Origin of the sequence: Ewingella sp. CoE-038-23 (assembly GCF_040419245.1) — a bacterium.
GTDB classification, from domain to species: Bacteria; Pseudomonadota; Gammaproteobacteria; order Enterobacterales; family Enterobacteriaceae; genus Ewingella; species Ewingella allii.
Genome location: NZ_JAZHOH010000001.1, coordinates 64,839 through 90,108, shown reverse-complemented (window position 1 = coordinate 90,108; position 25,270 = coordinate 64,839). Strand labels below are relative to the sequence as shown.

Here is a 25,270-nt window from a genome sequence, read left to right as displayed (position 1 = left end):
AAAATATGCTGAATACGCCAAGTAAAAGAAAGCCTTACACGCCAGAGATGAAAGCTAACTGGTGGCAAAAGTCAGGGTTTTACCGTTTCTATATGCTGCGCGAAGGGACGGCGGTGCCTGCCGTTTGGTTTAGCCTGCTGCTGCTGGCGGGGGTTTTCTCATTGAAGCACGGCGCAGAGAGCTGGGCGACCTATGTGGCTTTCCTGCAACATCCGGTGGTACTGCTGATTAACCTGATTGCCCTGCTCGCGGCGCTTTTGCACACCAAAACCTGGTTCGAATTAGCGCCCAAAGCGTCAATTATTATCGTCAAAAACCAGAAGATGGGACCAGAGCCGATTATTGGGGCTTTTTGGGCTATCACCGGCATCGCGACAGTGGTGATTTTGACCCTCGCGCTACTTTATTAATGGGAGGAGATGATGAATAAAACTCTGCCAAAACGTTCTGACGAGCCGGTCTTTTGGGGGCTGTTCGGCGCGGGCGGTATGTGGAGCGCGATTTTTGCGCCGGTGATGATCCTATTGGTGTGCTTCCTGCTGCCTTTAGGCTTTTTCCCCGGCGACGCGCTGAGCTATCCGCGCGTCCTCGCCTTCGCGCAAAGCTGGATCGGCCGTCTGTTCCTGCTGCTGATGATCGTTCTGCCGCTGTGGTGCGGCTTGCACCGGATCCACCACGCGATGCATGATCTAAAAATTCACATCCCTGCCGGGAAATGGATTTTTTACGGTCTGGCGACCATTCTGAGCATTGTGACGCTGATCGTGCTGATTCGACTCTGATCTTATTAGGTTTTCCTCTTCACGGCCCGCCTTTCGGGCCGTTTATCCTCTCGAAGCATTATCCCTTTCTCGCATTTCTACCTACACTTAGCACAGGCATCTAAGGAAAGTAGGTTTATGAAAATCTGGTCAAAATTGAGCGTGTTAGCAACGGCAGTCATGTCGGTTGCCTGTAGCGTGACGCCGCCCGCCGACGTCAAAGTGGTCAACAATTTCGAGTTAACGCGTTATTTGGGGACCTGGTACGAAATTGCCCGGTTGGACCACAGTTTTGAAAGTGGTTTGGAGCAGGTCACGGCGAATTACAGCCTGCGTGACGATGGCGGCGTGAAGGTAATTAATCGCGGCTATAACATTAAAAAGCAGAAGTGGCAGCAGAGTGAAGGCAAAGGCTATTTCACCGGGCCAACCTCACGCGCGGCGCTTAAAGTCTCCTTCTTCGGCCCGTTCTATGGCGGTTACAACGTGATTGAGCTGGATAAAGATTACCAGTACGCGCTGGTCTGCGGCCCGAATAAGAGCTATCTGTGGATCTTGTCACGCACGCCGCAGCTGAGTGATGGCGTCAGGGAGAAACTGCTCAATACCGCTCAGGAATATGGCTTTGACACGCACCAGCTTGTTTGGGTGAATCAGCCTTAAGAGAGAATACTGCCTGCTCATGAGATGCAGGCAGTATCTGCAAACTGCATTAGGAAGCGCTACGCGAGGTTACTGCGTGCTTTTTTGGATAGCCTGGCCGCCAGCAGAGATATCTTCGCCTACCCCACGAGTGGTGTTACAGGCCGTCAGAGCACTGGAGAGAACCAAAACAGACAAAAGGGTGAGAATACTTTTCTTCAGCATATAAATTTCCTTCCTATAAGAGAATGTAAAGTACGACCACTTAAGTGTAGTTAAAAAATAACAATGCGGGATTATGCGGGGAAATTTTCGGAAAGATTGAAACTTAAGGCTAAAAAGCCACAAGCCTGCGCGCAAGCTTTAGGTGTGTCGGGAGATAGCGCCACCCAGATGTTGAATATCTTCACCAAAACCATGCACGGTATTACAGCCCGCCAACAGGCCAAGCGCCATGACCGAAACCACGATAAACAATATTCTTTTCAACATTGCAGCCGTAATCCAATGAGGCAATTGATGCAAAGAAAGTCACGGCAGGGGTTAACCTGCCGCAGCTTTCGCCAACGTTATGTCGCTATCGACTTACTTAACGCGGGAGACGTATTCGCCAGAGCGGGTGTCAACGCGGACAACTTCGCCAATCTGTACGAATAATGGAACCTTAACCACGGCGCCAGTGCTCAGGGTCGCAGGCTTACCGCCGGTACCCGCAGTATCACCTTTCAGACCTGGGTCAGTATCAGTGATTTCAGCTTCGATGAAGTTCGGTGGCTGAACGGCGATAGGACGACCGTCCCACAGAGTCACGATACATTCCGCGTTGTCTTGCAGCCATTTTGCCGCGTCAGCAACGGTTTTCTCTTCAACACCGTGCTGCTCGAAAGTCTCAGGGTGCATGAAGTGGAAGAACTCACCGTCGTTGTACAGGTAAGTCATGTTGGTATCTACAACGTCTGCACCTTCGCAAGAGTCGGTAGATTTGAAGGTTTTCTCAACACGAGAACCGGTCAGCAGGCGACGCATTTTAACGCGTGCGAAAGCCTGGCCTTTGCCTGGTTTTACGAATTCACTGGATTCGATCGCGTATGGTTCGCTTTCGAACATGATTTTAAGACCCGGACGGAAATCGTTGCTAGAATAAGTCGCCATAATGGCCCTCTAATTTTAAACTGGTATTAGCCAAAAAAATGGCAAACATTGTAACCCTAAACGCGCCATTTAGAGAAGATTGGTTGCATCAACTCGGCGATGTTATTACAGACCCGGATGAACTGCTTACTCTTCTGGCACTTAACAATAATGCAGAACTGCAAACAGGGCATGAAGCCCGTCGTTTGTTCCCGCTACGCGTTCCGCGCGCCTTTGTTGCACGCATGCAACCGGGCGATCCGCACGATCCTTTACTGCTGCAGGTACTGACCGCGCGCGAAGAGTTTATCGCCGCGCCGGGCTTCACCACGGACCCTCTGGATGAACAACGTAGTGTCGTCCCAGGGCTATTGCACAAGTACAGTAACCGCGCGCTATTGCTGGTGAAAGGCGGTTGCGCGGTGAATTGCCGCTACTGCTTCCGCCGCCATTTTCCTTATCAGGAAAACCAGGGAAATAAAGCCAACTGGGTTCAGGCGCTGGATTATATCCGCTCACACCCTGAACTCGATGAAATTATTTTCTCGGGTGGTGATCCTTTGATGGCAAAAGATCACGAACTTGACTGGTTGATCACAGAACTGGAAGCCATTGGCCACATTAAACGCCTGCGAATTCACACTCGTTTGCCGGTGGTTATCCCTGCGCGCATCACGCCAAGATTGTGCCAGCGCCTGAGCGAATCGCGCCTGCAAGTGCTGATGGTGACGCACATCAATCACGCTAATGAGATTGATGACGAGTTCCGCGCTGGCATTGCCGAGCTGAAAAAAGCCGGCGTGACCCTGCTTAACCAAAGCGTGCTGCTGCGTGGCGTCAATGATTGTGCTGATACGCTGGCAGCGTTGAGCAACGCGCTGTTCGACAGCGGTATCATGCCCTACTACATCCACGTGCTGGATAAGGTTCAGGGCGCGGCGCATTTCATGGTGGATGACGATGAAGCACGCGTCATCATGAAAGGGCTGATGAGCAAGGTATCGGGCTATATGGTGCCGAAGCTGACCCGCGAAATTGGCGGTGAGCCGAGCAAAACCATCTTAGACCTACGCCTCAAACAGTCCTGATTTCTTCTGACAGACCTGCTCAATCAAAAAGGGATGCCCATCATAGGCATCCCTTTTTATGCAATTTCTATTCAATGTCGTTATCAGGAAAGGGGTGACCCGTTATGGGCACTTATAAACCTGACCGACCATTTTGCTGTCCACAGGAACGAAGCTGGAGACGAAACTTTGGGTTGGGCTGTTCGCGCCATAAATAGTGTTACCACCCATAGCAGCAGCTTTGTTACGCAGATCATTCGCAGCACCGCGCATTGAGCTACCGTCACCGCCGCTTCCTGATAACCAGTTGCTCTGCGTCCCGGTAACATCGCCAATTAATTGGCATTCTTTACCCGGTTTGCTATCAGTAAACTTAACTTGCTGGCCCGCTGCATCCAGTTGATGAGTGGTACTGCAGCCGGCGAGCAGCATGGCAGCTGACAGGCCCAGTAACATTTTAATCCGCATCACTTTCCCCATTTGATATTGAAATCTCATAAAGCCTATCAGAGAACGCCGTGTTCTCTTAGGCATCCGTTGCCACGTTTGCGCAAGCTTCAACGCGTTACCTGAGACAGAGATAGTGTAGAGTTTACACGCTAAACTCAGGAGACGATGAGAGTTATCTTACTGAAACGAAGAAAAAAGGGTCAAATAAAAAAACCCGGCCACCAAGGACCGGGTCTCTTTAACACACAAATTGCTTACGCAACCTGCATATGCAGCGAATGAACGCCGGGGGATGATTACATCATGCCGCCCATGCCGCCCATACCACCCATGCCGCCAGCGCCGCCCATATCGACTTTGTCGTCTTTAGGCAGGTCGGTGATCATGCACTCGGTGGTGATCATCAGGCCAGCAACTGAAGAGGCGAACTGCAGAGCAGAACGGGTCACTTTAGTTGGGTCCAGGATACCCATCGCGATCATGTCGCCGTACTGTTCGGTGTAAGCGTTGTAGCCGAAGCTGCCTTCGCCTGCTTTAACCTTGTTAGCTATGACAGAAGCTTCTTCGCCGGCGTTAACCACGATCTGACGCAGTGGAGCTTCCATCGCGCGCAGAGCAACGCGGATACCCACGTTCTGGTCGTCGTTGTCGCCTTTCAGGTCTGCCAGAGTGTGAGCAACGCGGATCAGCGCAACACCACCACCAGCAACCACGCCTTCTTCTACCGCAGCACGGGTCGCGTGCAGGGCATCTTCAACGCGGGCTTTCTTCTCTTTCATTTCAACTTCAGTCGCTGCGCCAACTTTCAGAACGGCTACGCCGCCAGCCAGTTTAGCCACACGCTCTTGCAGTTTTTCACGGTCGTAGTCAGAGGTCGCTTCTTCGATCTGCTGACGGATCTGAGAAACACGGCCCTGAATAGTAGCCTCTTCACCAACACCGTCGATGATGATGGTGGTGTCTTTGTTGATAACAACACGCTTAGCCTGACCCATGTCTTCCAGCGTGGCTTTTTCCAGCTCCAGACCGATCTCTTCAGAGATAACAGTACCGCCAGTCAGGGTTGCGATGTCTTGCAGCATAGCTTTACGACGGTCGCCGAAGCCTGGTGCTTTAACCGCAGCCACTTTCACGATACCGCGCATGGTGTTCACTACCAGAGTCGCCAGGGCTTCGCCTTCAACGTCTTCAGCAATGATCAGCAGTGGTTTACCGGCTTTAGCAACGGCTTCCAGCACTGGCAGCATTTCACGGATGTTAGAGATTTTCTTGTCAGCCAGCAGGATGAATGGGCTTTCAAGTTCAACAGAACCGGTTTCTGGCTTGTTGATGAAGTATGGAGACAGGTAACCGCGGTCGAATTGCATACCTTCAACAACGTCCAGCTCGTCTTGCAGGCCGGTACCTTCTTCAACGGTGATCACGCCTTCTTTACCGACTTTTTCCATCGCTTCAGCGATCAATTTACCTACGGTTTCGTCGGAGTTAGCGGAGATAGTACCTACCTGAGCGATGGCTTTAGAATCAGCACATGGCACAGACAGTTTTTTCAATTCTTCAACTGCGGCAACGACAGCTTTGTCGATACCACGTTTCAGGTCCATCGGGTTCATGCCAGCAGCAACAGCTTTCAGGCCTTCAGTGATGATGGATTGCGCCAGAACGGTTGCGGTAGTGGTACCGTCACCCGCTGCATCGTTAGCTTTGGACGCAACTTCTTTCACCATTTGCGCACCCATGTTTTCGAACTTGTCTTCCAGTTCGATTTCACGAGCTACTGACACGCCATCTTTAGTGATGGTTGGTGCGCCGAAAGATTTGTCCAAAACTACGTTACGGCCTTTAGGGCCCAGGGTAACTTTAACTGCATCGGCAAGGATGTTTACGCCACGAAGCATTTTTACACGTGCGTCGTTACCGAATTTTACGTCTTTAGCTGCCATTGTTATTTACCTTAAATTCGTTCAGTTCAGAAAAAGTGGTAGAGACCGATTAGGCTTCTACGATTGCCAGAATGTCGCTTTCGGACATGATCAACACTTCTTCGTTGTCGATCTTCTCAGCTTTAACACCGTAACCGTCGTTGAAAATAACGATGTCGCCAACTTTAACGTCCAGCGCTTTCACTTCACCATTTTCCAGGATGCGACCATGACCGACGGCCAGGATTTCACCGCGGGTAGATTTACCAGCAGCAGAGCCAGTCAGAACGATGCCGCCAGCGGATTTAGATTCTACTTCTTTACGCTTGACGATAACGCGGTCATGCAATGGACGAATTTTCATTGATAACTCTCCTGTGAGCGGGTCCATAACTATATTTAGGGTTGAATGCCTGACAGTCATCTGTCCGGCCTCGTGGTTTGTTTAATGGGGGCGTTACGCCGCCCTTCAAGGGGAAAAGCAAAAAAAATCGCGTTTTCTTTGTCAGTTGTCTTTGCCAGAAAAGTGCGCCTCGCTGGCGGCACTTCCTCCCCTTTCACAACAATAATTTAACATCCGAGGGCGCGGATATTAGCGGCCGCGCCCATCGATGTCGTCATCTTTTTCTGGCGAAACAAGACGTTCAGTCTGCTCGTCGGTGCGTTTGAACTCGCCCTCGAAGGTGTTTCCGGTCGGCTGGCTCTTACCCCAGTTTCCGCCAGAGCGCACAATATTAAGGTGCGGCATCAGTTTCAGCGTCAGGGATTTCTGCACCGGCGGCAGTAACAGCAGCAGGCCGAGGAAATCCGTGAAGAAGCCCGGAACCAGCAGCAAGAAGCCTGCCAATACCAGCGACACGCTCTTGACCATCTCCGCCGCCGGGCTTTCGCCCAGCGCCAATTTTTGCTGCAACTGCATGAAGGTTTTCATGCCCTGATTTTTCACCAGAGAGACACCCACACAGGAGGTGAAGACCACCAGCAACAGCGTCATGGCCACGCCAATAAAGGCAGCCACTTTGATAAATAAGGTTATTTCGATGTAAGCCAACAGAAATAACAACAGTAACGGTAACCAGCGCACCGCATTCTCCTTGTAATGAGGCTCCGGCTGGCCCTAAAGGCAACATGCCGAAACCATAAAAATGGGCCCGAGAGCGAACCAAATGATCGTTCCGCCTCGGGCTGTCTACACTGAGGTGGTAGCGGAGCAGCCTTTTTTCAACCTTCGCGACAGATTTAATTGAGCAGAGGAATGATTTGTGAGAGTTCTCACAGATACAGAAATAGATGCTTCGTAACAGTGCAGGAGAGTGATCTTAGTGCGTGCAATTCGCCAAGAGCAGCATATGATCGCCTTCGTACTACAAACAGCGGTTGATCGTTTTTAATTTCCCTCTGTTAGTAACATAATTTCAAACATCGCATAACGTGTTCAAGCACCAAAAAGAAGGTTCTCATGTCAAATACGATTCGTATCGAGGAAGATCTGCTGGGTACTCGCGAAGTTCCAGCTGAGGCTTATTATGGAATTCACACCCTGCGGGCGATTGAAAACTTCTATATCAGCAACACAAAAATCAGCGATGTGCCGGAGTTCGTCCGGGGCATGGTCATGGTGAAGAAAGCAGCCGCGCTTGCAAATAAAGAGCTGCACACGATCCCACGCCATATCGCCGACGTCATTATTCAGGCTTGTGATGAAGTGCTGAATAAAGGCAAGTGCATGGATCAGTTCCCGATTGACGTCTTCCAGGGCGGCGCGGGGACCTCGGTCAATATGAACACCAACGAAGTACTGGCTAACATTGGGCTGGAACTGATGGGCCACCAGAAAGGTGACTACCAGTACCTCAATCCAAACGATCACCTGAATAAGTGTCAGTCCACCAATGACGCCTATCCTACCGGCTTCCGTCTGGCCGTTTATGCTTCTCTGCTCAAACTGATCGACGCCATCGACCAGCTCGGTGACGGCTTCGAGCGTAAAGCCAAAGAATTCGAAAACATCATCAAGATGGGCCGTACTCAGCTGCAAGACGCCGTGCCGATGACCCTCGGTCAAGAGTTCCACGCGTTCAACGTGCTGTTAAAAGAAGAGACCCGCAACCTGCTGCGCACCGGCGAATTGCTGCTGGAAGTGAACCTTGGCGCTACGGCAATCGGTACTCGCCTGAACACTCCTGAAGGCTACCAACAGCTGGCGGTGGAGAAACTGGCTGAAGTCAGCAACCTGCCATGTATCCCTGCAGAAGACCTGATTGAAGCAACCTCCGACTGTGGCGCTTACGTGATGGTGCACAGCTCGCTGAAACGTCTGGCGGTTAAGCTTTCTAAAATCTGTAACGACTTGCGCCTGCTCTCTTCCGGCCCGCGCGCTGGCCTGAACGAAATCAACCTGCCTGAATTGCAGGCCGGTTCTTCAATCATGCCAGCCAAAGTTAACCCGGTGATCCCAGAAGTGGTCAATCAGGTGTGCTTCAAAGTTATCGGTAACGATGTGTGCGTGACCATGGCTGCCGAAGCAGGCCAGTTGCAGTTGAACGTGATGGAGCCAGTGATTGGCCAGGCGATGTTCGAATCCATCCATATTCTGACCAATGCCTGCTACAATCTGCTGGAAAAATGCATCAACGGCATTACAGCGAACAAAGAAGTTTGCGAGTTTTACGTCTTCAACTCTATCGGTATCGTGACTTACCTTAACCCGTTCATCGGCCACCACAATGGCGATATTGTCGGGAAGATTTGTGCCGAAACCGGTAAGAGCGTGCGCGAAGTCGTACTGGAACGCGGGCTGCTAACAGAGGCTGAACTGGACGACATCTTCTCTATTGAGAACCTGATGCACCCGGCCTACAAAGCCAAACGGTATACGGATGAAAACGAACAGTAACAGAGATAATCTTTAGCCTTAAGGCTCGTTGTTCTCACGAACAGCGAGCCTTTTTACTTTGTGCATAACAACAATTACACAACATCTCATTTTCATTTTATTTCTATTTAGTTGGGAACAACGGACGGTCAAACATGTTAATCATCGAACTCATTATTGTACTGGCGGCGATATTTTTGGGCGCGCGGCTGGGCGGGATAGGCATTGGGTTTGCAGGAGGAATTGGCGTTCTGGCGCTGGCCCTCTGCGGCGTTAAACCCGGCAGCATCCCTTTTGACGTCATCTCCATCATCATGGCGGTGATCGCCGCTATCTCCACCATGCAGGTGGCTGGCGGCATGGACTATCTGGTGCAGCAAACCGAAAAACTGCTGCGCCGCAACCCAAAGCACATCACCCTGCTCGCCCCTATCGTCACCTATTTCCTCACCCTGTTGGCCGGTACCGGCAACATCTCGCTCTCCGCGCTGCCGGTGATTGCCGAAGTCGCCAAAGAGCAGGGGATTAAACCTTGCCGCCCTCTCTCCACGGCGGTAGTTTCCGCGCAGATTGGCATCACGGCCTCGCCGATTTCGGCGGCGGTGGTGTATATGTCTTCAGTGATGGAAGGCCACGGCGTCAGCTATCTGCACCTGTTGATGGTGATGATCCCCTCCACCTTCGCGGCGGTGATTGTGATGTCGCTGCTGATTGGCTGGTTGTTCAACTCGAAGCTGTCTGATGACCCAGTTTACCTCAAGCGTTATGAAGAAGGTCTGGTGGAGCTGCGCGGTAACAACCGCAAAGCCATCAAGCCGCGCGCCAAACTCTCCGTGCTGCTGTTCCTGCTGGGCGTCTTCAGCGTGGTTGGCTACGCGGTGGTCAACAGCCCGAGCCTCGGCTGGGTTGAGAAACCGCTGATGAATACCACCAGCGCGATCCTTATTATCATGTTGAGCGTCGCGACCCTGACCACCCTGATTTGCCGCATTAACACCGATTCCATCCTTACCTCCGGTACTTTCAAGGCGGGCATGAGTGCCTGTATCTGTATCCTCGGCGTAGCTTGGTTGGGCGACACCTTCGTGCAGGCCAATCTGGGTTGGATTAAAGAGACTGCCGGCGAGCTGATTCAGTCCCATCCGTGGCTGTTGGCGGTGATTTTCTTCTTCTGCTCGGCACTGCTCTACTCGCAGGCGGCGACCGCCAAGGCCTTGATGCCACTGGCGCTGGCGCTGAACGTCACCCCGCTGACCGCCGTGGCCTCTTTTGCCGCCGTCTCCGGCCTGTTCATTCTGCCAACCTACCCGACGCTGGTCGCGGCGGTGCAAATGGACGACACCGGCACCACGCGCATCGGCCGCTTCGTCTTCAACCACCCGTTCTTCATCCCCGGCACCATCGGCGTTTTCCTGTCGGTACTTTTCGGGTTTGGCCTCGGCAGCATCATTCTCTAACAGTTTTTCACAGGGGCTTCGGCCCCTGTTCTCGCCCTCCCCGCGCCACTCTGACAAACCCTGACACTCCAAGGCTTTCTGCTCACCCTTTGTGCGGGCTATAATCAGCGTCTATTAACGCGCCGTGGCATGAAGCGACTCGCGCCCTCTTGCGATTTAACCAGCGGTCAATGCTGACCGTGATGAAGAGAAAGATAATCCGCATGGATCACCGCATTTTTCGCCTTTTCCTCCTGATTTGTAGCCTGTTCTTACTGCCGCTGCACGCCCAGGCCTCCCTGTTCAGCCAGCCTGCGAACCCGCAGTTCGTGCCGGTGGATCAGGCATTCGACTTCGACTTTCAGCAGCAGGGTCCCAACCTCAAGCTCAACTGGACGATCCGCGATGGCTACTATCTCTATCGCGATAAAATCGAGTTAGTCGGCGATCAGGCCCAGCTGGCGGCCTTTATCTTGCCGAAGGGGCTGGAGCATCACGACGAGTTCTTTGGCGATACCCAAGTTTATGAAAAACAGCTGAATCTTAGCGTACCGCTGCGTCAGGCGAGTGCTCAGGCATCGCTGAAAGTCAGCTATCAGGGCTGCGCGGTGGCGGGCTTCTGCTACCCGCCGGAAACTCGCATTATTCCACTGAGCGAAGTCAGCGGGCAGGCTGCTGACGCCGCCACGCCACCGCCAACACCAGAGAAACCGATTGAAGCCGCGCCGACGCCGCAGGTCACGCCGCTGCCCTTCTCGCCTCTTTGGGCCTTGCTGATTGGCATTGGCATCGCCTTTACCCCTTGCGTGCTGCCGATGTACCCACTGATTTCCGGCATTATTCTTGGCCGCCAGCGCCCGCAAAGCATGAAACGCATCTTCCTGCTGGCGCTGGTCTATGTGCAAGGCATGGCGCTGACCTATACCTTGCTCGGTATGGTGGTCGCCGCCGCCGGGCTTCAGTTCCAGGCCGCGCTGCAAAGCCCTTGGGTACTGATTGTGCTGTCTGCCGCCTTTATCCTGCTGGCCCTGTCGATGTTTGGCCTGTTCAGCCTGCAACTGCCTTCTTCGGTGCAGACTCGCCTCACCCTGTGGAGCAATGACCAAAAAGGCGGCTCGCTGGCAGGCGTCTTTATTATGGGCGCGCTGGCCGGGCTTATCTGCTCGCCGTGCACCACCGCGCCGCTGAGCGCCATCCTGCTGTATATCGCCCAGAGTGGAAACCTGTGGGCCGGTGCCGGAACGCTCTATCTTTATGCCTTGGGCATGGGCATCCCGCTGATTATCGTGACCCTGTTCGGCAATCGCCTGCTGCCGCGCAGCGGCCCGTGGATGCAGTATGTTAAAGAAGGTTTTGGCTTTGTGATCCTCGCCCTGCCGGTGTTCTTGCTAGAGAGAATCATCGGCGATGCGTGGGGGCTAAGATTGTGGAGTATGCTGGGAGTCGCCTTCTTCGGCTGGGCGCTCATTATTAGCCTGAAGAGCCAACGCGGGCTGGTGCGCGTCTTACAGTTGCTGCTGCTGGCGGCCCTACTGGTGGCGGGCCGACCTCTGCAAGACTGGGCGTTTCCTCCTCAGGGTGGCAGCGCGGTGCAGCAACACGCGCTGGCATTCCACAAAATTAATAATGTGGATGAGCTGAATGCCGCGTTGCAGCAGGCTCAGGGCAAAAGAGTGATGTTGGATTTGTACGCCGACTGGTGCGTGGCTTGCAAAGAGTTTGAGAAATACACCTTTACCTCGTCAGAGGTGCAAAACGAGCTGAAAGACACGGTGTTACTGCAAGCCGATGTGACACAGAATAACCCGCAGCAGGTGGCGCTGCTCAAACGGCTGCAGGTGCTAGGTCTGCCCACCATTCTGTTCTTTGGCGCGGATGGCAAAGAGTTACCGCAGTCGCGGGTGACCGGCTTTATGAATGCAACCCAGTTCGTCGGCCATTTGCAGAAAACGCAGCCTTAAACGACACTAGGTTTTGAATTACGCGAATTGTGAGGAGGCAAACGTGCTACGTGAACAGGTCCTTGACCAAACACTTAATCTTTTGGAACAGCGCGGTTTAGCCACACTGTCATTGGAATCCGTTGCCGAATTGGTCAGCATTCCACTTAGCGATCTGCGACGTTTCTGGCCAGATGCCGAGGCGCTGCTGTACGACAGCCTGCGCCACCACGGCGAGCAGATTGATATTTGGCGTCGCCAGTTACTGCTGGATGAAACTCTCAGCGCGCCGCAAAAATTGCTGGCGCGCTACCAAGTTCTCGACGAGCAGGTGCGGCAAAATCGCTATCCGGGCTGCTTATTTATCGCTGCTTGCAGCTTCTATCCTGATAACGAATCCCCTATCCACCAGCTGGCTGAGAAGCAGAAACAGGCTTCTTACGACTACACCTTCGAGCTATTACAGGAGATGGGGTCTGACGATGCGCAGATGGTTGCCGAGCAGATGGAGCTGATCCTCGAAGGCTGCCTGAGCAAGCTGCTGGTTAAACGCCAGCTGCACGACGTCGCAGTGGCGCGTCGTTTAGCAGAAGATGTATTGAACGTGGCGCGCTGTCGGGAACATGGGGCTCTGGCTTAAATAGCCCCAGAAAATGGCTTGCTGCTCTCTTTTTTGACTGAAAAGCCAGCAAACAAACCGTTTTTATGATGTTTCTCGCATAAAGCCGTTGACGCCCACCGGCCAATACGGTTTAATGCGCCCCGTTGCCCGGATAGCTCAGTCGGTAGAGCAGGGGATTGAAAATCCCCGTGTCCTTGGTTCGATTCCGAGTCCGGGCACCATATTTAGAAGAACCCGCCTATGGCGGGTTTTTTGCTATTGGAGCTGGGACTCTCCATCGAACTTCGTTCGATTATTCGTCTCATGCTGAGACTCACCCCTTCGGGGCCAGCGCAAGCGCTGTTCATCGGTGCTGACGCACCGCGGTCCGAGTCCGGGCACCATATTTAGAAGAACCCGCCTATGGCGGGTTTTTTGCTATTGGAGCTGGGACTCTTCATCGAACTTCGTTCGATTATTCGTCTCATGCTGAGACTCACCCCTTCGGGGCCAGCGCAAGCGCTGTTCATCGGTGCTGACGCACCGCGGTCCGAGTCCGGGCACTATATTTAAAGAAACCAGCTTAATAGCTGGTTTTTTGCTATTTGGGGTTTGTGATCTTCCCACTCCCCCAACTATCCAGCCAAACCCGATATTGTTACATTGTCCTCTTCGAATTCATTTATCGAAGACAGTCTGAAAGACATCGCCACCGTCGAGCGTTCATTCGCCATGCTCAAGCTGAACGGCATTTTTGAGAAGGTAAGCGCCATTATCTTGGGCAAGCACGAGCTGTTTGATGATGCAGGCAGTGACCGTCAACCTTATGAGGTTTTGCGTGAAGTGCTGGCCGGGCAGCCCATACCTATCGTGGACGGTTTCGACTGCTGCCACACTCATCCAATGCTCACCCTGCCTCTCGGCGTAACGCTCTGCATCGATTTTGACCACTCATTGGTTTCCATCACCAGTCATTATTTATCCTAAATACCCAGCCAATGTTAATTTAAGAATTAAAGCCTCTTCATCGCACGCAGGGGCTTGTTCTGCATATCATCACTTATCCTCATGTACTAAAATTCCTTAACTCATTTATAAGTGAATAACCGCAGGGTTATTACGTAATAAATATTCAAAAAGCAGAGCATTCTTACACCTTAAAACAATAATATTTAAGGATATGATTCTATTTTTTAAAATACTAGGTTTATACTGACCTAGTAAATCCAACATCAGTTAATCGTATGATTGGAAAATTTTGTGTCGCATTTTAATAAAAATATCGCCCGCAAGCTTTTAGTAAAACCAGGATGTAGGGGCGAATAAAAGAGGGATGGGCATGATTTATCTAATTGAAAATAAAATACTATTTAACCCTGAAGACAATACTTTATCTTTGCAAAACGACCCAGAGAATCAAGTGAGTATTTCCAATCCTGCGCGCCGCGTTTTATTACTGCTTATCGAACAGCAGGGCATCGTTGTGCAACGTGACATTCTTTTCAAAAAGGTATGGGATGATTACGGCCTTGTATCAAGTAATAATAATCTTAACCACTGCATTAGCAAATTACGCAAAGTGATTAATACACTGGGTCATACCGAAGATGTGATAATCACCGTGCCCAAGGTCGGTTTTTTATTAAAAAAGGAAATAACTATTTCTGCGATAGATGCTATAGGGGCTATTAACGATGCAGAAAAAGAAAATGATCAGGCCACTGTCGCACCGCCTACGGAAGTTGTCCAGGAGGCAGCAGTAACGGCTGCCGTGGAATATCCGCAGCACGTCATCATGCCTGGCGAAATCACTGATGAAAGCCTTGCAGTGCCGACTGTCATCGCCCCAACAACCATGCCAAACACCAAGGAAGGGAGGGATTTTACATTGCCGATTTTTTTCGCCTCGCTGTTCTCTCTGGCCGTCGCCCTTGGGTTGCTGCTCCAAGAGCACATCTATGACCCAAAAGAAAACCTACAGGTGGCAACTCTGGGCCAGTGCGCGCTCTATTCCACGACGCACTTGCCCTCAAATCAGCGTGCCGATTTTATTCAACGCGCCGAGGAATTTATTGCGCAAAAGAAACTGGTTTGCCAGCCTGGCAATATTTTCATCTTCCAAAGCGAGACATTGGTTTCGTTGATACGCTCGGGTTCAACGCGTGACTTTATGGCAGAGTGCCGGGTCGATGATAAAAATAATCCGACGGCATGCCTGAGCGTTTACAGTAATGATAGGACAAGTAATGACAAGAAATAAATTACGCTGGGTACTAAGGAAGTGCCACGCGGTTTACTGGTTGCCTCTTTTGTCGCTCATCTTTTTATGTCTGACGATTTATAAGCAGGTGGAAGCAAAACACTCCCGGGAAAATTTCCCCTATTCACAAGCCTGTCGTGGTGACTTTATGAGTGAAGTGCAATACGACGATCGGCGTATAAAATTGAATACTACGCTTTACTTTAGTTTCTTAAATAAGAATAAAATCTTAGTCTCGATGAGCGGCAATGTTTACGCATATGATAAAGAAGGTAAGTTAGTCGACAAAAGAATTTTACTGCGAAACATTTACTATAGTTATGTGCTGGAAAACAAAACATTACAAACCTACACATTGAAAAGCGATCGGGTAAATATTGATAGCGTGGACACCATGAATGAAGAGCTATCAAGACTGGTTCTCATGAATAGCTCTTATATTGTTGGCGATTCAGACACCCTGGTTTTAAAAAAATATGACGCCAATAGCATGTTAATCGAAACCACACAGTCGCCTTTTATCATGTGCGTCTTTGTGAAATAACCTGATAGTGGCGTTTTGACCTATTTATAGAGCAGATACAACGTACAGCCGCAGGCGTGCGGGTGATGCTGCCAACTTACTGATTTAGTGTATGATGGTGTTTTTGAGGTGCTCCAGTGGCTTCTGTTTCTATCAGCTGTCCCTCCTGTTCAGCTACTGACGGGGTGGTGCGTAACGGCAAAAGCACCGCCGGACATCAGCGCTATCTCTGCTCTCACTGCCGTAAAACATGGCAACTGCAGTTCACTTACACCGCTTCTCAACCCGGTACGCACCAGAAAATCATTGATATGGCCATGAATGGCGTTGGATGCCGGGCAACTGCCCGCATTATGGGCGTTGGCCTCAACACGATTTTACGTCACTTAAAAAACTCAGGCCGCAGTCGGTAACCTCGCGCATACAGCCGGGCAGTGACGTCATCGTCTGCGCGGAAATGGACGAACAGTGGGGCTATGTCGGGGCTAAATCGCGCCAGCGCTGGCTGTTTTACGCGTATGACAGGCTCCGGAAGACGGTTGTTGCGCACGTATTCGGTGAACGCACTATGGCGACGCTGGGGCGTCTTATGAGCCTGCTGTCACCCTTTGACGTGGTGATATGGATGACGGATGGCTGGCCGCTGTATGAATCCCGCCTGAAGGGAAAGCTGCACGTAATCAGCAAGCGATATACGCAGCGAATTGAGCGGCATAACCTGAATCTGAGGCAGCACCTGGCACGGCTGGGACGGAAGTCGCTGTCGTTCTCAAAATCGGTGGAGCTGCATGACAAAGTCATCGGGCATTATCTGAACATAAAACACTATCAATAAGTTGGAGTCATTACCGGCGACTTCAAAGCGTTTTAAATCGATATTATTTCTGTCCCCGGCGTCAATAAAGTTGGTATTGAACTCCACTGCCAGGCTGCTCATTGAAATAAAACATCCCGTCAAAGAACTCATAACGATGACAGTGAGCTTTTTTCTAATCGGTGTCTTATTAAAAATGACCAACATATAAAACCACTTTTATTTTTATAAAGCGTGTTCGGCTTAATTATATGAACAGTGAAATATAGCCAGCAGAAAGCCTTGCCAATAAAGGCACGATAAAAGGGGAGTAAACTCCCCTATTTATTAAGGCAGTCTTATTTGTAATTCAGGGCGTAAGTTGCCTGAGATACGATAGTACCGGTGGATACTGGCTGGTTGTTCGCTTCAACACGCGCAGCAAATACCAATTCGTTATTACCGGTCACTAAGTTAATGTCTTTAGAGGTATCACCCACTTTCAGCAAGTCGCCGTTTGAGTCGATAAGACGGATCGCAGCACCTTTAGCACTACCGGTGTTAGCCAGTAACTCGGACAGGCTGCTGTCTGGCGTACCCGCGAAAGATACTGCAACTTTAGACATAGCTGGGTACTGAACGTCGCCAGCGGTCTGTGCAGTCAGGTCACAATCTTGCAGGTGAATGGTGTAGTTAACGTTTTGTGAATACTTATTGCCGCTTTCCAGCACTTTATTCGCAACCTGGCCCATGTTCACGTTAATGTCTTCATCACCAGCTGCGATAGAGCATGGAGCGTTAATAACAGTACCGGTGAAATGAATACGACCAGAACCCTGATCGGCTCCCGTTGGTGCTACAGGCTCGTCAGCTGCAAAAGCTGAAGCAGAGATAACGGCAGACAGGGCAACGATGAGAGCTTTCTTTTTAGTAATAAACATATTGAGTCCTTGAGAAATAACGGTAGCAAAGAGAAATCTTGCTTACCGAAGAGAGCACCCCTCTCTTTTCCAGATCAATATACTGTTATTTGTGTTTTGTCGGAATAATAACTCGCAAAATGCTAATATTAAGATTATTAATCTAAAATGTAGGACTTATAAGACTTTTCTGTAGGAAATTTCACTCTGAGGTTAAATTAATTAACATTATATTTCATGATGGTTTTGAGCTAATTAATATAAATTGTGAATGGATTAAGCTTTATTTAACAAAATAAAAACCTTTGTTTTAAATTGATATTACATCGCACCATTTTTCAGGCGAGGGAGACGCCGCGGCTTGGCTTAGGTCAACTTCGTGCAGATAGGCTAGGATCCATACAATTCTAAAATTTGATCGGCTCTACCTATCGTAATTTTTCAGTATGCGGCAAATATTGCTGCACGACATTTCCACGCTTTTCTTTCCTCTCCTCTTACTCATCTCACCTTACTCAATGTGAGCATCCTAGCAGCCTAATGACCACAATCTTGCTTGGGTTACTGAGGTTGCGTGATCCGCCCCCCAAAATCCGAACAAAGCCTCAAGGCAAACTACACTTAACCTTTGATTGACATATGATTAACAAATTAAAGGAGAAAAACCATGAGCCAAGTCCATAAGCACCCTATTCCTGCGTCAATTGCAGAACGTACTCTCATCACACCAGAGCAATATCATCAGTATTATCAACAATCTGTAGAAAATCCGGATGCATTCTGGGCTGAGCAGGGAAAAATTCTCGACTGGATCAAGCCATACAGCAAAGTTAAAAACACCTCGTTTGCGCCAGGCAACATTGATATCCGCTGGTTTGAAGATGGCACCCTTAATTTGTCGGCCAACTGCCTTGACCGCCATCTCGAGAAAAACGGCGACCGCACGGCCCTGATTTGGGAAGGCGATGACCCGAAAGCCGAAAGCAAACACGTCACTTACCAACAATTGCATCACGACGTCTGCCAGTTCGCTAACGTACTGAAAGGCCTCGGCGTGAAGAAAGGTGACGTGGTTGCCATCTATATGCCCATGGTGCCGGAAGCCGCCGTGGCGATGTTGGCCTGCGCGCGCATCGGCGCCGTCCACTCCGTTATCTTCGCCGGCTTCTCGCCAGAAGCCGTGGCGGGTCGCATTGTCGACTCCAACTCCAAAGTGGTGATCACCGCTGACGAAGGCTTACGCGCCGGGCGCACCATTCCCCTGAAGAAAAACGTCGATGACGCGTTAAAAAATCCGGCAGTTACCAGCGTCACTAACGTGGTGGTATTTAAACGCACGGGTAAAGAAGGCGAATGGAAACAGGGCCGCGATATTTGGTGGCATGACGCAATTAAAGATATTTCCGCTGATTGCCCGCCGGAAGAGATGAAAGCGGAAGATCCGTTATTTATTCTTTATACCTCGGGTTCAACCGGTAAACCTAAAGGCGTATTACATACGACTGGCGGTTATTTGGTTTATGCCGCGCTGACGTTTAAATATACTTTTGATTATCACGACGGCGATATTTATTGGTGTACCGCCGACGTCGGTTGGGTCACTGGCCACAGTTATTTACTTTATGGCCCATTAGCCTGCGGCGCTATTTCACTTATGTTCGAAGGCGTGCCTAATTACCCGGCGCCAAATCGCATGGCGCAGGTCATCGATAAACATAAAGTGAATATTTTATATACCGCACCAACGGCTATTCGCGCATTAATGGCGGAAGGTAATAAAGCCATTGAGGGAACCAGCCGCGATTCATTGCGCATTATGGGTTCAGTGGGTGAGCCGATTAACCCGGAAGCCTGGGAGTGGTATTACAAGACCATAGGTAACAGCAAATGCCCAATCGTCGACACCTGGTGGCAGACCGAAACCGGCGGCTTCATGATCACCCCGCTGCCTGGTGCGACCGAGCTGAAAGCGGGTTCGGCGACGCGTCCTTTCTTTGGCGTTAAGCCAGCCTTGGTGGATAACGAAGGTGTTCCGCAGGAAGGGGCATGCGAAGGGAACTTGGTCATTACTGATTCATGGCCGGGTCAGGCGAGAACGCTGTTTGGCGATCACGACCGTTTCGAACAAACTTACTTCTCAACCTTCAAAAATATGTATTTCAGCGGCGACGGCGCACGTCGTGACGAAGACGGTTATTACTGGATAACCGGCCGCGTCGATGACGTATTAAACATTTCCGGCCACCGTCTGGGGACCGCGGAGATTGAATCTGCGCTGGTTTCGCATCCGAAAATTGCCGAAGCCGCAGTGGTTGGCATTCCGCATAACATCAAAGGTCAGGCTATCTACGCCTACATTACCCTCAACCATGGTGAAGAACCCTCAGCAGAGCTGTATGCCGAAGTGCGTAACTGGGTACGCAAAGAAATCGGACCTATCGCCACGCCTGACATTCTTCACTGGACTGACTCCTTACCAAAAACTCGCTCAGGGAAAATTATGCGCCGCATTCTGCGCAAAATTGCCGCTGGCGATACCAGTAATTTGGGAGATACCTCTACCCTCGCCGATCCGGGTGTAGTCGATAAGCTGTTGGAAGAAAAACAATCAATGAAAGTGCCGTCGTAATTTTCACCGCCCTGGCGCGGTGAACTCTATCAATGCCTCACAGGAGTCACTGAGATGAATGATCTCATTTATCAAAGAGTTGTAAATAATCCACGCTTCAGGGAATTAGTAGAAAAACGCAGCCGCTTCGCGTGGCTGCTCTCTATTATCACGTTGGTGATGTACGTCAGTTTTATTTTCCTTATTGCCTTTGAACCCCAGTGGCTCGGCACGCCACTCTATGAAGGAGGAACTATCACTCGCGGTATCCCCATTGGGGTTGGGCTGATTGTCGCCTCCTTCGTGCTCACCGGTATTTATGTCTATCGCGCTAATGGCGAATTTGATCGCCTGACGGCAGAAATCATCCGCGAGGTGAACCCATGAACGCCCGTCGTTTAGGGGGATTATCGCTGGCGCTTCTGCTGGCATCACCATTCACCGCGCTGGCCGCAGAAGGTATTGCAGGGGAAGTCAAAAAGCAGCCTCTGAATATCGAAGCCATCGTGATGTTTGTCCTTTTCGTCGGCGCCACGCTGTATATCACCTATTGGGCCTCAAAGCGCACCCGCTCCCGACAGGATTACTATACCGCCGGCGGTAAAATCACCGGCTTCCAGAACGGGCTGGCCATCGCCGGTGACTTTATGTCGGCGGCATCATTCTTGGGCATTTCAGCGCTGGTTTATACTTCCGGCTACGACGGCTTGATCTACTCGATAGGCTTCCTGATTGGCTGGCCAATCATTCTATTTCTCATCGCGGAACGGCTTCGCAACTTGGGGAAATACACCTTCGCGGATGTCGCTTCCTATCGTTTAAAACAAAAGCCTATTCGAACTCTGTCAGCCTGCGGCTCGCTGGTGGTGGTCGCGCTGTATCTCATCGCGCAAATGGTGGGTGCCGGTAAGCTGATTCAGCTGCTCTTTGGGCTGAACTACCACGTCGCCGTGATTCTGGTCGGCATTCTGATGGTGCTTTATGTCCTGTTCGGCGGGATGCTAGCTACTACTTGGGTACAGATTATTAAAGCGATCCTGCTGCTCGCTGGTGCCAGCTTTATGGCGATTATGGTGATGAAGTCGGTCAACTTTAACTTCAACACTCTCTTCCAGCAGGCGGTGGCGGTGCATCCAAAAGGGCTGGCAATCATGAGTCCGGGCGGGTTGGTCTCTGACCCTATATCCGCGCTATCGCTTGGATTAGCACTGATGTTTGGTACGGCCGGATTGCCACATATCCTGATGCGTTTCTTCACCGTCAACGATGCAAAAGAAGCGCGTAAAAGCGTGTTCTACGCCACGGGTTTTATAGGTTATTTCTACATTTTGACCTTCATTATCGGCTTCGGCGCTATTGTTCTCGTTAGCGCAAACCCAGCATTTAAAGATGCAACCGGCGCATTGTTGGGCGGCACCAACATGTCAGCGGTTCATCTTGCCGATGCCGTTGGCGGTAGCTTCTTCTTAGGATTCATCTCCGCCGTCGCCTTCGCAACAATCCTTGCAGTAGTGGCAGGGTTAACGCTAGCTGGCGCTTCAGCGGTATCTCACGATCTGTACGCCAGCGTAATAAAGGATGGTAAAGCCACTGAAAAGGATGAGCTGCGTGTCTCGAAGATCACGGTAATTATCCTCGGCATCGTCGCCATTTTGCTGGGTATTTTATTCGAGAAGCAGAACATTGCATTCATGGTCGGTCTGGCATTCTCTATCGCCGCCAGCTGTAACTTCCCAATTATCCTGCTCTCCATGTACTGGGCAAAACTGACGACTCGAGGAGCAATGATTGGGGGTTGGCTTGGTCTCTTAACCGCGGTGATTCTCATGATCCTCGGCCCAACGATATGGGTACAGATCTTAGGTCATGAGAAAGCCATCTATCCTTATGAATATCCTGCACTATTCTCAATGATTGTTGCCTTTGTGGGAACTTGGCTGTTCTCAATAACAGACAATTCACGCGAGGGGCAGCTGGAAAGAGAACGTTTCCATCCGCAGTTCGTGAGATCCCAAACCGGTATTGGCATCTCCCAAAGCTCCAACCATTAATCAGTAAGCCATAACGCAAGAAGCCCCCCGGCTCGCCAGAGCAGGGGGGCTTGTTTGTTTGGCACTTTGCCGTGTCCCACATAGCAAAAAACCCCGGCCTTTCGGCTGGGGTTTCTCACTTTATTTGATGCCTGGCAGTTCCCTACTCTCGCATGGGGAGACCCCACACTACCATCGGCGCTACGGCGTTTCACTTCTGAGTTCGGCATGGGGTCAGGTGGGACCACCGCGCTAGTGCCGCCAGGCAAATTCTTGTTGTCCCCACCGCATCCTCAGGCTTTCACCCTCGCACGCCATGCGAACCAATCTCGGAACTTCGCTGAAAATCTCGTCTCGTCTCTCAGACCAAAACACCTTCGGTGTTGTAAGGTTAAGCCTCTCGGGTCATTAGTACTGGTTAGCTCAATGCATCGCTGCACTTACACACCCAGCCTATCAACGTCTTAGTCTTAAACGTCCCTTCAGGTGGCTTAAAGCCACAGGGAAGACTCATCTCGAGGCAAGTTTCGCGCTTAGATGCTTTCAGCGCTTATCTTTTCCGCATTTAGCTACCGGGCAATGCCATTGGCATGACAACCCGAACACCAGTGATGCGTCCACTCCGGTCCTCTCGTACTAGGAGCAGCCCCTCTCAATCTTCCAACGCCCACGGCAGATAGGGACCGAACTGTCTCACGACGTTCTAAACCCAGCTCGCGTACCACTTTAAATGGCGAACAGCCATACCCTTGGGACCTACTTCAGCCCCAGGATGTGATGAGCCGACATCGAGGTGCCAAACACCGCCGTCGATATGAACTCTTGGGCGGTATCAGCCTGTTATCCCCGGAGTACCTTTTATCCGTTGAGCGATGGCCCTTCCATTCAGAACCACCGGATCACTATGACCTACTTTCGTACCTGCTCGAGCCGTCACTCTCGCAGTCAAGCTAGCTTATGCCATTGCACTAACCTCACGATGTCCGACCGTGATTAGCTAACCTTCGTGCTCCTCCGTTACTCTTTAGGAGGAGACCGCCCCAGTCAAACTACCCACCAGACACTGTCCTCACCCCGGATCACGGGGCCGAGTTAGAACATCAAACATTAAAGGGTGGTATTTCAAGGTTGGCTCCACGCAGACTGGCGTCCACGCTTCAAAGCCTCCCACCTATCCTACACATCAAGGCTCAATGTTCAGTGTCAAGCTATAGTAAAGGTTCACGGGGTCTTTCCGTCTTGCCGCGGGTACACTGCATCTTCACAGCGAGTTCAATTTCACTGAGTCTCGGGTGGAGACAGCCTGGCCATCATTACGCCATTCGTGCAGGTCGGAACTTACCCGACAAGGAATTTCGCTACCTTAGGACCGTTATAGTTACGGCCGCCGTTTACCGGGGCTTCGATCAAGAGCTTCTCCTTGCGGATAACCCCATCAATTAACCTTCCGGCACCGGGCAGGCGTCACACCGTATACGTCCACTTTCGTGTTTGCACAGTGCTGTGTTTTTATTAAACAGTTGCAGCCAGCTGGTATCTGCGACTGGCTTCGGCTCCGAGAGCAAGTCTCTTCACCTACGCGCCAGCGTGCCTTCTCCCGAAGTTACGGCACCATTTTGCCTAGTTCCTTCACCCGAGTTCTCTCAAGCGCCTGAGTATTCTCTACCTGACCACCTGTGTCGGTTTGGGGTACGATTTCGTGTTACCTGGAGCTTAGAGGCTTTTCCTGGAAGCAGGGCATCAGCTACTTCACCACCGTAGTGGCTCGTTATCACGCCTCAGGGTTAAAGCGGTCCGGATTTACCAGGACTACCCCCCTACACGCTTGAACCGGGACAACCGTCGCCCGGCCAGCCTAGCCTTCTCCGTCCCCCCTTCGCAGTAACACCAAGTACAGGAATATTAACCTGTTTCCCATCGACTACGCTTTTCAGCCTCGCCTTAGGGGTCGACTCACCCTGCCCCGATTAACGTTGGACAGGAACCCTTGGTCTTCCGGCGTGCGGGTTTTTCACCCGCATTATCGTTACTTATGTCAGCATTCGCACTTCTGATACCTCCAGCAGCCCTCACAGGCCACCTTCGACGGCTTACAGAACGCTCCCCTACCCAACAACGCCTGAGCGTCGCTGCCGCAGCTTCGGTGCATGGTTTAGCCCCGTTACATCTTCCGCGCAGGCCGACTCGACCAGTGAGCTATTACGCTTTCTTTAAATGATGGCTGCTTCTAAGCCAACATCCTGGCTGTCTATGCCTTCCCACATCGTTTCCCACTTAACCATGACTTTGGGACCTTAGCTGGCGGTCTGGGTTGTTTCCCTCTTCACGACGGACGTTAGCACCCGCCGTGTGTCTCCCGTGATAACATTCTTCGGTATTCGTAGTTTGCATCGAGTTGGTAAGCCGGGATGGCCCCCTAGTCGAAACAGTGCTCTACCCCCGAAGATGAGTTCACGAGGCGCTACCTAAATAGCTTTCGGGGAGAACCAGCTATCTCCCGGTTTGATTGGCCTTTCACCCCCAGCCACAAGTCATCCGCTAATTTTTCAACATTAGTCGGTTCGGTCCTCCAGTTAGTGTTACCCAACCTTCAACCTGCCCATGGCTAGATCACCGGGTTTCGGGTCTATACCTTGCAACTTGACGCCCAGTTAAGACTCGGTTTCCCTACGGCTCCCCTATTCGGTTAACCTTGCTACAAAATATAAGTCGCTGACCCATTATACAAAAGGTACGCAGTCACCTAACAAGTAGGCTCCCACTGCTTGTACGTACACGGTTTCAGGTTCTATTTCACTCCCCTCGCCGGGGTTCTTTTCGCCTTTCCCTCACGGTACTGGTTCACTATCGGTCAGTCAGGAGTATTTAGCCTTGGAGGATGGTCCCCCCATATTCAGACAGGATGTCACGTGTCCCGCCCTACTCATCGAACTCACAACAAGTGCATTTTTGTGTACGGGACTATCACCCTATACTGTGCGACCTTCCAGACGCTTCCACTAATGCACAAACTGATTCAGGTTCTGGGCTCTTCCCCGTTCGCTCGCCGCTACTGGGGGAATCTCGGTTGATTTCTTTTCCTCGGGGTACTTAGATGTTTCAGTTCCCCCGGTTCGCCTTGCATGGCTATGTATTCACCATGCAATAGTGTGACGTATCACACTGGGTTTCCCCATTCGGGTATCGTCGGGTATAACGGTTCATATCACCTTACCGACGCTTTTCGCAGATTAGCACGCCCTTCATCGCCTCTGACTGCCTAGGCATCCACCGTGTACGCTTAGTCGCTTAACCTCACAACCCGAAGGTGT

22 protein-coding genes, 1 tRNA gene, 2 rRNA genes and 1 pseudogene are annotated in these 25,270 nt (G+C 51.1%); 16 read left to right on the top strand and 10 right to left on the bottom strand.

Features of this window, described 5'->3' with window-relative positions; translation table 11 throughout:
* Positions 1 to 5 precede the first annotated feature (5 nt).
* From frdC to blc, 3 genes are all read left to right on the top strand, one after another.
* On the top strand, positions 6 to 410 hold the full coding sequence (gene frdC, locus V2154_RS00475) for a fumarate reductase subunit FrdC (RefSeq protein WP_353500631.1): 405 nt from the start codon (positions 6 to 8) through the stop codon (positions 408 to 410).
* 12 nt (positions 411 to 422) lie between these two features.
* On the top strand, positions 423 to 782 hold the full coding sequence (gene frdD / locus V2154_RS00470; RefSeq protein ID WP_396132800.1) for a fumarate reductase subunit FrdD: 360 nt from the start codon (positions 423 to 425) through the stop codon (positions 780 to 782).
* A gap of 117 nt (positions 783 to 899) precedes the next feature.
* Positions 900 to 1,424: an outer membrane lipoprotein Blc gene (gene blc, locus V2154_RS00465; protein ID WP_353500629.1), complete on the top strand. Its 525-nt coding sequence runs from the start codon at positions 900 to 902 to the stop codon at positions 1,422 to 1,424.
* Between the two features lie 69 nt (positions 1,425 to 1,493).
* On the opposite strand, the gene V2154_RS00460 is transcribed toward blc, so the two are convergent.
* The 3 genes from V2154_RS00460 to efp all read right to left on the bottom strand — a co-directional run bounded on the left by V2154_RS00460 (position 1,494) and on the right by efp (position 2,555).
* Positions 1,494 to 1,628 carry an entericidin A/B family lipoprotein gene (locus V2154_RS00460; protein WP_353500628.1) on the bottom strand — a complete coding sequence of 45 codons (135 nt, stop codon included), beginning with the start codon at positions 1,626 to 1,628 and terminating at the stop codon, positions 1,494 to 1,496.
* Between the two features lie 138 nt (positions 1,629 to 1,766).
* The gene (locus V2154_RS00455; protein ID WP_034795109.1) at positions 1,767 to 1,895 is read right to left on the bottom strand and encodes an entericidin A/B family lipoprotein; all 129 of its coding nucleotides are present in this window, start codon (positions 1,893 to 1,895) and stop codon (positions 1,767 to 1,769) included.
* A gap of 93 nt (positions 1,896 to 1,988) precedes the next feature.
* Positions 1,989 to 2,555: an elongation factor P gene (efp, locus tag V2154_RS00450; RefSeq protein WP_034795106.1), complete on the bottom strand. Its 567-nt coding sequence runs from the start codon at positions 2,553 to 2,555 to the stop codon at positions 1,989 to 1,991.
* A 38-nt stretch (positions 2,556 to 2,593) separates the two neighbouring features.
* Here efp and epmB point away from each other — a divergent pair, with 38 nt between their 5' ends.
* Positions 2,594 to 3,622 carry an EF-P beta-lysylation protein EpmB gene (gene epmB / locus V2154_RS00445; protein ID WP_353500627.1) on the top strand — a complete coding sequence of 343 codons (1,029 nt, stop codon included), beginning with the start codon at positions 2,594 to 2,596 and terminating at the stop codon, positions 3,620 to 3,622.
* A 102-nt stretch (positions 3,623 to 3,724) separates the two neighbouring features.
* Here the strand turns inward: epmB and V2154_RS00440 are convergent, their stop codons facing one another.
* The 4 genes from V2154_RS00440 to V2154_RS00425 form a co-directional block, all read right to left on the bottom strand.
* Entirely contained in the window at positions 3,725 to 4,069 is a 345-nt protein-coding gene (locus V2154_RS00440; protein ID WP_353500626.1) for a DUF4156 domain-containing protein, read from the bottom strand.
* Between the two features lie 278 nt (positions 4,070 to 4,347).
* Positions 4,348 to 5,994, bottom strand: coding sequence for a chaperonin GroEL (gene groL, locus V2154_RS00435; RefSeq protein ID WP_353500625.1), 1,647 nt, complete (start codon positions 5,992 to 5,994; stop codon positions 4,348 to 4,350).
* Positions 5,995 to 6,043: 49 nt separating this feature from the next.
* Positions 6,044 to 6,337, bottom strand: a complete 294-nt coding sequence (locus tag V2154_RS00430; RefSeq protein ID WP_009636718.1) for a co-chaperone GroES — start codon at positions 6,335 to 6,337, stop codon at positions 6,044 to 6,046.
* 228 nt (positions 6,338 to 6,565) lie between these two features.
* The gene (locus V2154_RS00425; protein WP_034795093.1) at positions 6,566 to 7,057 is read right to left on the bottom strand and encodes an FxsA family protein; all 492 of its coding nucleotides are present in this window, start codon (positions 7,055 to 7,057) and stop codon (positions 6,566 to 6,568) included.
* 375 nt (positions 7,058 to 7,432) lie between these two features.
* Between V2154_RS00425 and aspA the strand changes: the two genes are divergently transcribed.
* The 9 genes and pseudogenes from aspA (at position 7,433) to V2154_RS00380 (ending at position 16,443) form a co-directional block, all read left to right on the top strand.
* Positions 7,433 to 8,869 (top strand): aspartate ammonia-lyase, encoded by a 1,437-nt coding sequence (gene aspA / locus V2154_RS00420; RefSeq protein ID WP_034795090.1) that lies wholly within the window; start codon positions 7,433 to 7,435, stop codon positions 8,867 to 8,869.
* Between the two features lie 134 nt (positions 8,870 to 9,003).
* A complete protein-coding gene (locus tag V2154_RS00415) occupies positions 9,004 to 10,305 on the top strand; it encodes an anaerobic C4-dicarboxylate transporter (protein ID WP_353500624.1) in 1,302 nt (433 codons plus the stop codon).
* Positions 10,306 to 10,508: 203 nt separating this feature from the next.
* Positions 10,509 to 12,245 (top strand): protein-disulfide reductase DsbD, encoded by a 1,737-nt coding sequence (locus V2154_RS00410; protein WP_353500623.1) that lies wholly within the window; start codon positions 10,509 to 10,511, stop codon positions 12,243 to 12,245.
* A 43-nt stretch (positions 12,246 to 12,288) separates the two neighbouring features.
* Positions 12,289 to 12,864, top strand: a complete 576-nt coding sequence (dicD, locus tag V2154_RS00405) for a division control transcriptional repressor DicD (RefSeq protein ID WP_353500622.1) — start codon at positions 12,289 to 12,291, stop codon at positions 12,862 to 12,864.
* 127 nt (positions 12,865 to 12,991) lie between these two features.
* Positions 12,992 to 13,067: transfer RNA gene (locus tag V2154_RS00400), tRNA-Phe, on the top strand.
* A gap of 439 nt (positions 13,068 to 13,506) precedes the next feature.
* Positions 13,507 to 13,812, top strand: a pseudogene (locus tag V2154_RS00395) (LD-carboxypeptidase); the annotation flags it as partial.
* Between the two features lie 352 nt (positions 13,813 to 14,164).
* Positions 14,165 to 15,085, top strand: a complete 921-nt coding sequence (locus V2154_RS00390) for a winged helix-turn-helix domain-containing protein (RefSeq protein ID WP_353500621.1) — start codon at positions 14,165 to 14,167, stop codon at positions 15,083 to 15,085.
* Positions 15,072 to 15,629, top strand: coding sequence for a hypothetical protein (locus V2154_RS00385; RefSeq protein WP_353500620.1), 558 nt, complete (start codon positions 15,072 to 15,074; stop codon positions 15,627 to 15,629). The genes V2154_RS00390 and V2154_RS00385 overlap by 14 nt, the downstream gene beginning before the upstream one ends.
* Positions 15,630 to 15,745: 116 nt before the next feature.
* A protein-coding gene (locus V2154_RS00380; RefSeq protein ID WP_103215986.1) for an IS1-like element IS1A family transposase occupies positions 15,746 to 16,443 on the top strand; the annotation gives its coding sequence in 2 pieces (ribosomal slippage) (positions 15,746 to 15,995 and positions 15,995 to 16,443; 699 coding nt in all).
* 317 nt (positions 16,444 to 16,760) lie between these two features.
* Here the strand turns inward: V2154_RS00380 and V2154_RS00375 are convergent.
* Positions 16,761 to 17,342, bottom strand: coding sequence for a fimbrial protein (locus V2154_RS00375; RefSeq protein ID WP_353500619.1), 582 nt, complete (start codon positions 17,340 to 17,342; stop codon positions 16,761 to 16,763).
* A 646-nt stretch (positions 17,343 to 17,988) separates the two neighbouring features.
* On the opposite strand from V2154_RS00375, the gene acs reads away from it, so the two are divergent.
* From acs to actP, 3 genes are read left to right on the top strand one after another with little or no spacing between them, the layout of a single operon-like run.
* Positions 17,989 to 19,950, top strand: coding sequence for an acetate--CoA ligase (gene acs / locus V2154_RS00370; protein WP_353500618.1), 1,962 nt, complete (start codon positions 17,989 to 17,991; stop codon positions 19,948 to 19,950).
* Between the two features lie 54 nt (positions 19,951 to 20,004).
* The gene (locus tag V2154_RS00365) at positions 20,005 to 20,316 is read left to right on the top strand and encodes a DUF485 domain-containing protein (protein ID WP_353500617.1); all 312 of its coding nucleotides are present in this window, start codon (positions 20,005 to 20,007) and stop codon (positions 20,314 to 20,316) included.
* Positions 20,313 to 21,980, top strand: coding sequence for a cation/acetate symporter ActP (gene actP, locus V2154_RS00360; RefSeq protein WP_353500616.1), 1,668 nt, complete (start codon positions 20,313 to 20,315; stop codon positions 21,978 to 21,980). The genes V2154_RS00365 and actP overlap by 4 nt, the downstream gene beginning before the upstream one ends.
* Before the next feature lie 129 nt (positions 21,981 to 22,109).
* Here the strand turns inward: actP and rrf are convergent.
* Both rrf and V2154_RS00350 read right to left on the bottom strand, forming a co-directional pair.
* Positions 22,110 to 22,225 (bottom strand): 5S ribosomal RNA (gene rrf / locus V2154_RS00355).
* A gap of 121 nt (positions 22,226 to 22,346) precedes the next feature.
* A 23S ribosomal RNA gene (locus tag V2154_RS00350) occupies positions 22,347 to 25,253 on the bottom strand.
* Positions 25,254 to 25,270: the final 17 nt, after the last annotated feature.

Excerpts from the sequence above, each read along its gene's own strand:
- frdC (WP_353500631.1), top strand. The coding sequence starts at position 6 with ATGCTGAATACGCCAAGTAAAAGAAAGCCTTACACGCCAGAGATGAAA.
- frdD (WP_396132800.1), top strand. The coding sequence starts at position 423 with ATGAATAAAACTCTGCCAAAACGTTCTGACGAGCCGGTCTTTTGGGGG.
- blc (WP_353500629.1), top strand. The coding sequence starts at position 900 with ATGAAAATCTGGTCAAAATTGAGCGTGTTAGCAACGGCAGTCATGTCG.
- V2154_RS00460 (WP_353500628.1), bottom strand. The coding sequence starts at position 1,628 with ATGCTGAAGAAAAGTATTCTCACCCTTTTGTCTGTTTTGGTTCTCTCC.
- V2154_RS00455 (WP_034795109.1), bottom strand. The coding sequence starts at position 1,895 with ATGTTGAAAAGAATATTGTTTATCGTGGTTTCGGTCATGGCGCTTGGC.
- efp (WP_034795106.1), bottom strand. The coding sequence starts at position 2,555 with ATGGCGACTTATTCTAGCAACGATTTCCGTCCGGGTCTTAAAATCATG.
- epmB (WP_353500627.1), top strand. The coding sequence starts at position 2,594 with ATGGCAAACATTGTAACCCTAAACGCGCCATTTAGAGAAGATTGGTTG.
- V2154_RS00440 (WP_353500626.1), bottom strand. The coding sequence starts at position 4,069 with ATGCGGATTAAAATGTTACTGGGCCTGTCAGCTGCCATGCTGCTCGCC.
- groL (WP_353500625.1), bottom strand. The coding sequence starts at position 5,994 with ATGGCAGCTAAAGACGTAAAATTCGGTAACGACGCACGTGTAAAAATG.
- V2154_RS00430 (WP_009636718.1), bottom strand. The coding sequence starts at position 6,337 with ATGAAAATTCGTCCATTGCATGACCGCGTTATCGTCAAGCGTAAAGAA.
- aspA (WP_034795090.1), top strand. The coding sequence starts at position 7,433 with ATGTCAAATACGATTCGTATCGAGGAAGATCTGCTGGGTACTCGCGAA.
- V2154_RS00415 (WP_353500624.1), top strand. The coding sequence starts at position 9,004 with ATGTTAATCATCGAACTCATTATTGTACTGGCGGCGATATTTTTGGGC.
- V2154_RS00410 (WP_353500623.1), top strand. The coding sequence starts at position 10,509 with ATGGATCACCGCATTTTTCGCCTTTTCCTCCTGATTTGTAGCCTGTTC.
- V2154_RS00390 (WP_353500621.1), top strand. The coding sequence starts at position 14,165 with ATGATTTATCTAATTGAAAATAAAATACTATTTAACCCTGAAGACAAT.
- V2154_RS00385 (WP_353500620.1), top strand. The coding sequence starts at position 15,072 with ATGACAAGAAATAAATTACGCTGGGTACTAAGGAAGTGCCACGCGGTT.
- V2154_RS00375 (WP_353500619.1), bottom strand. The coding sequence starts at position 17,342 with ATGTTTATTACTAAAAAGAAAGCTCTCATCGTTGCCCTGTCTGCCGTT.
- acs (WP_353500618.1), top strand. The coding sequence starts at position 17,989 with ATGAGCCAAGTCCATAAGCACCCTATTCCTGCGTCAATTGCAGAACGT.
- V2154_RS00365 (WP_353500617.1), top strand. The coding sequence starts at position 20,005 with ATGAATGATCTCATTTATCAAAGAGTTGTAAATAATCCACGCTTCAGG.
- actP (WP_353500616.1), top strand. The coding sequence starts at position 20,313 with ATGAACGCCCGTCGTTTAGGGGGATTATCGCTGGCGCTTCTGCTGGCA.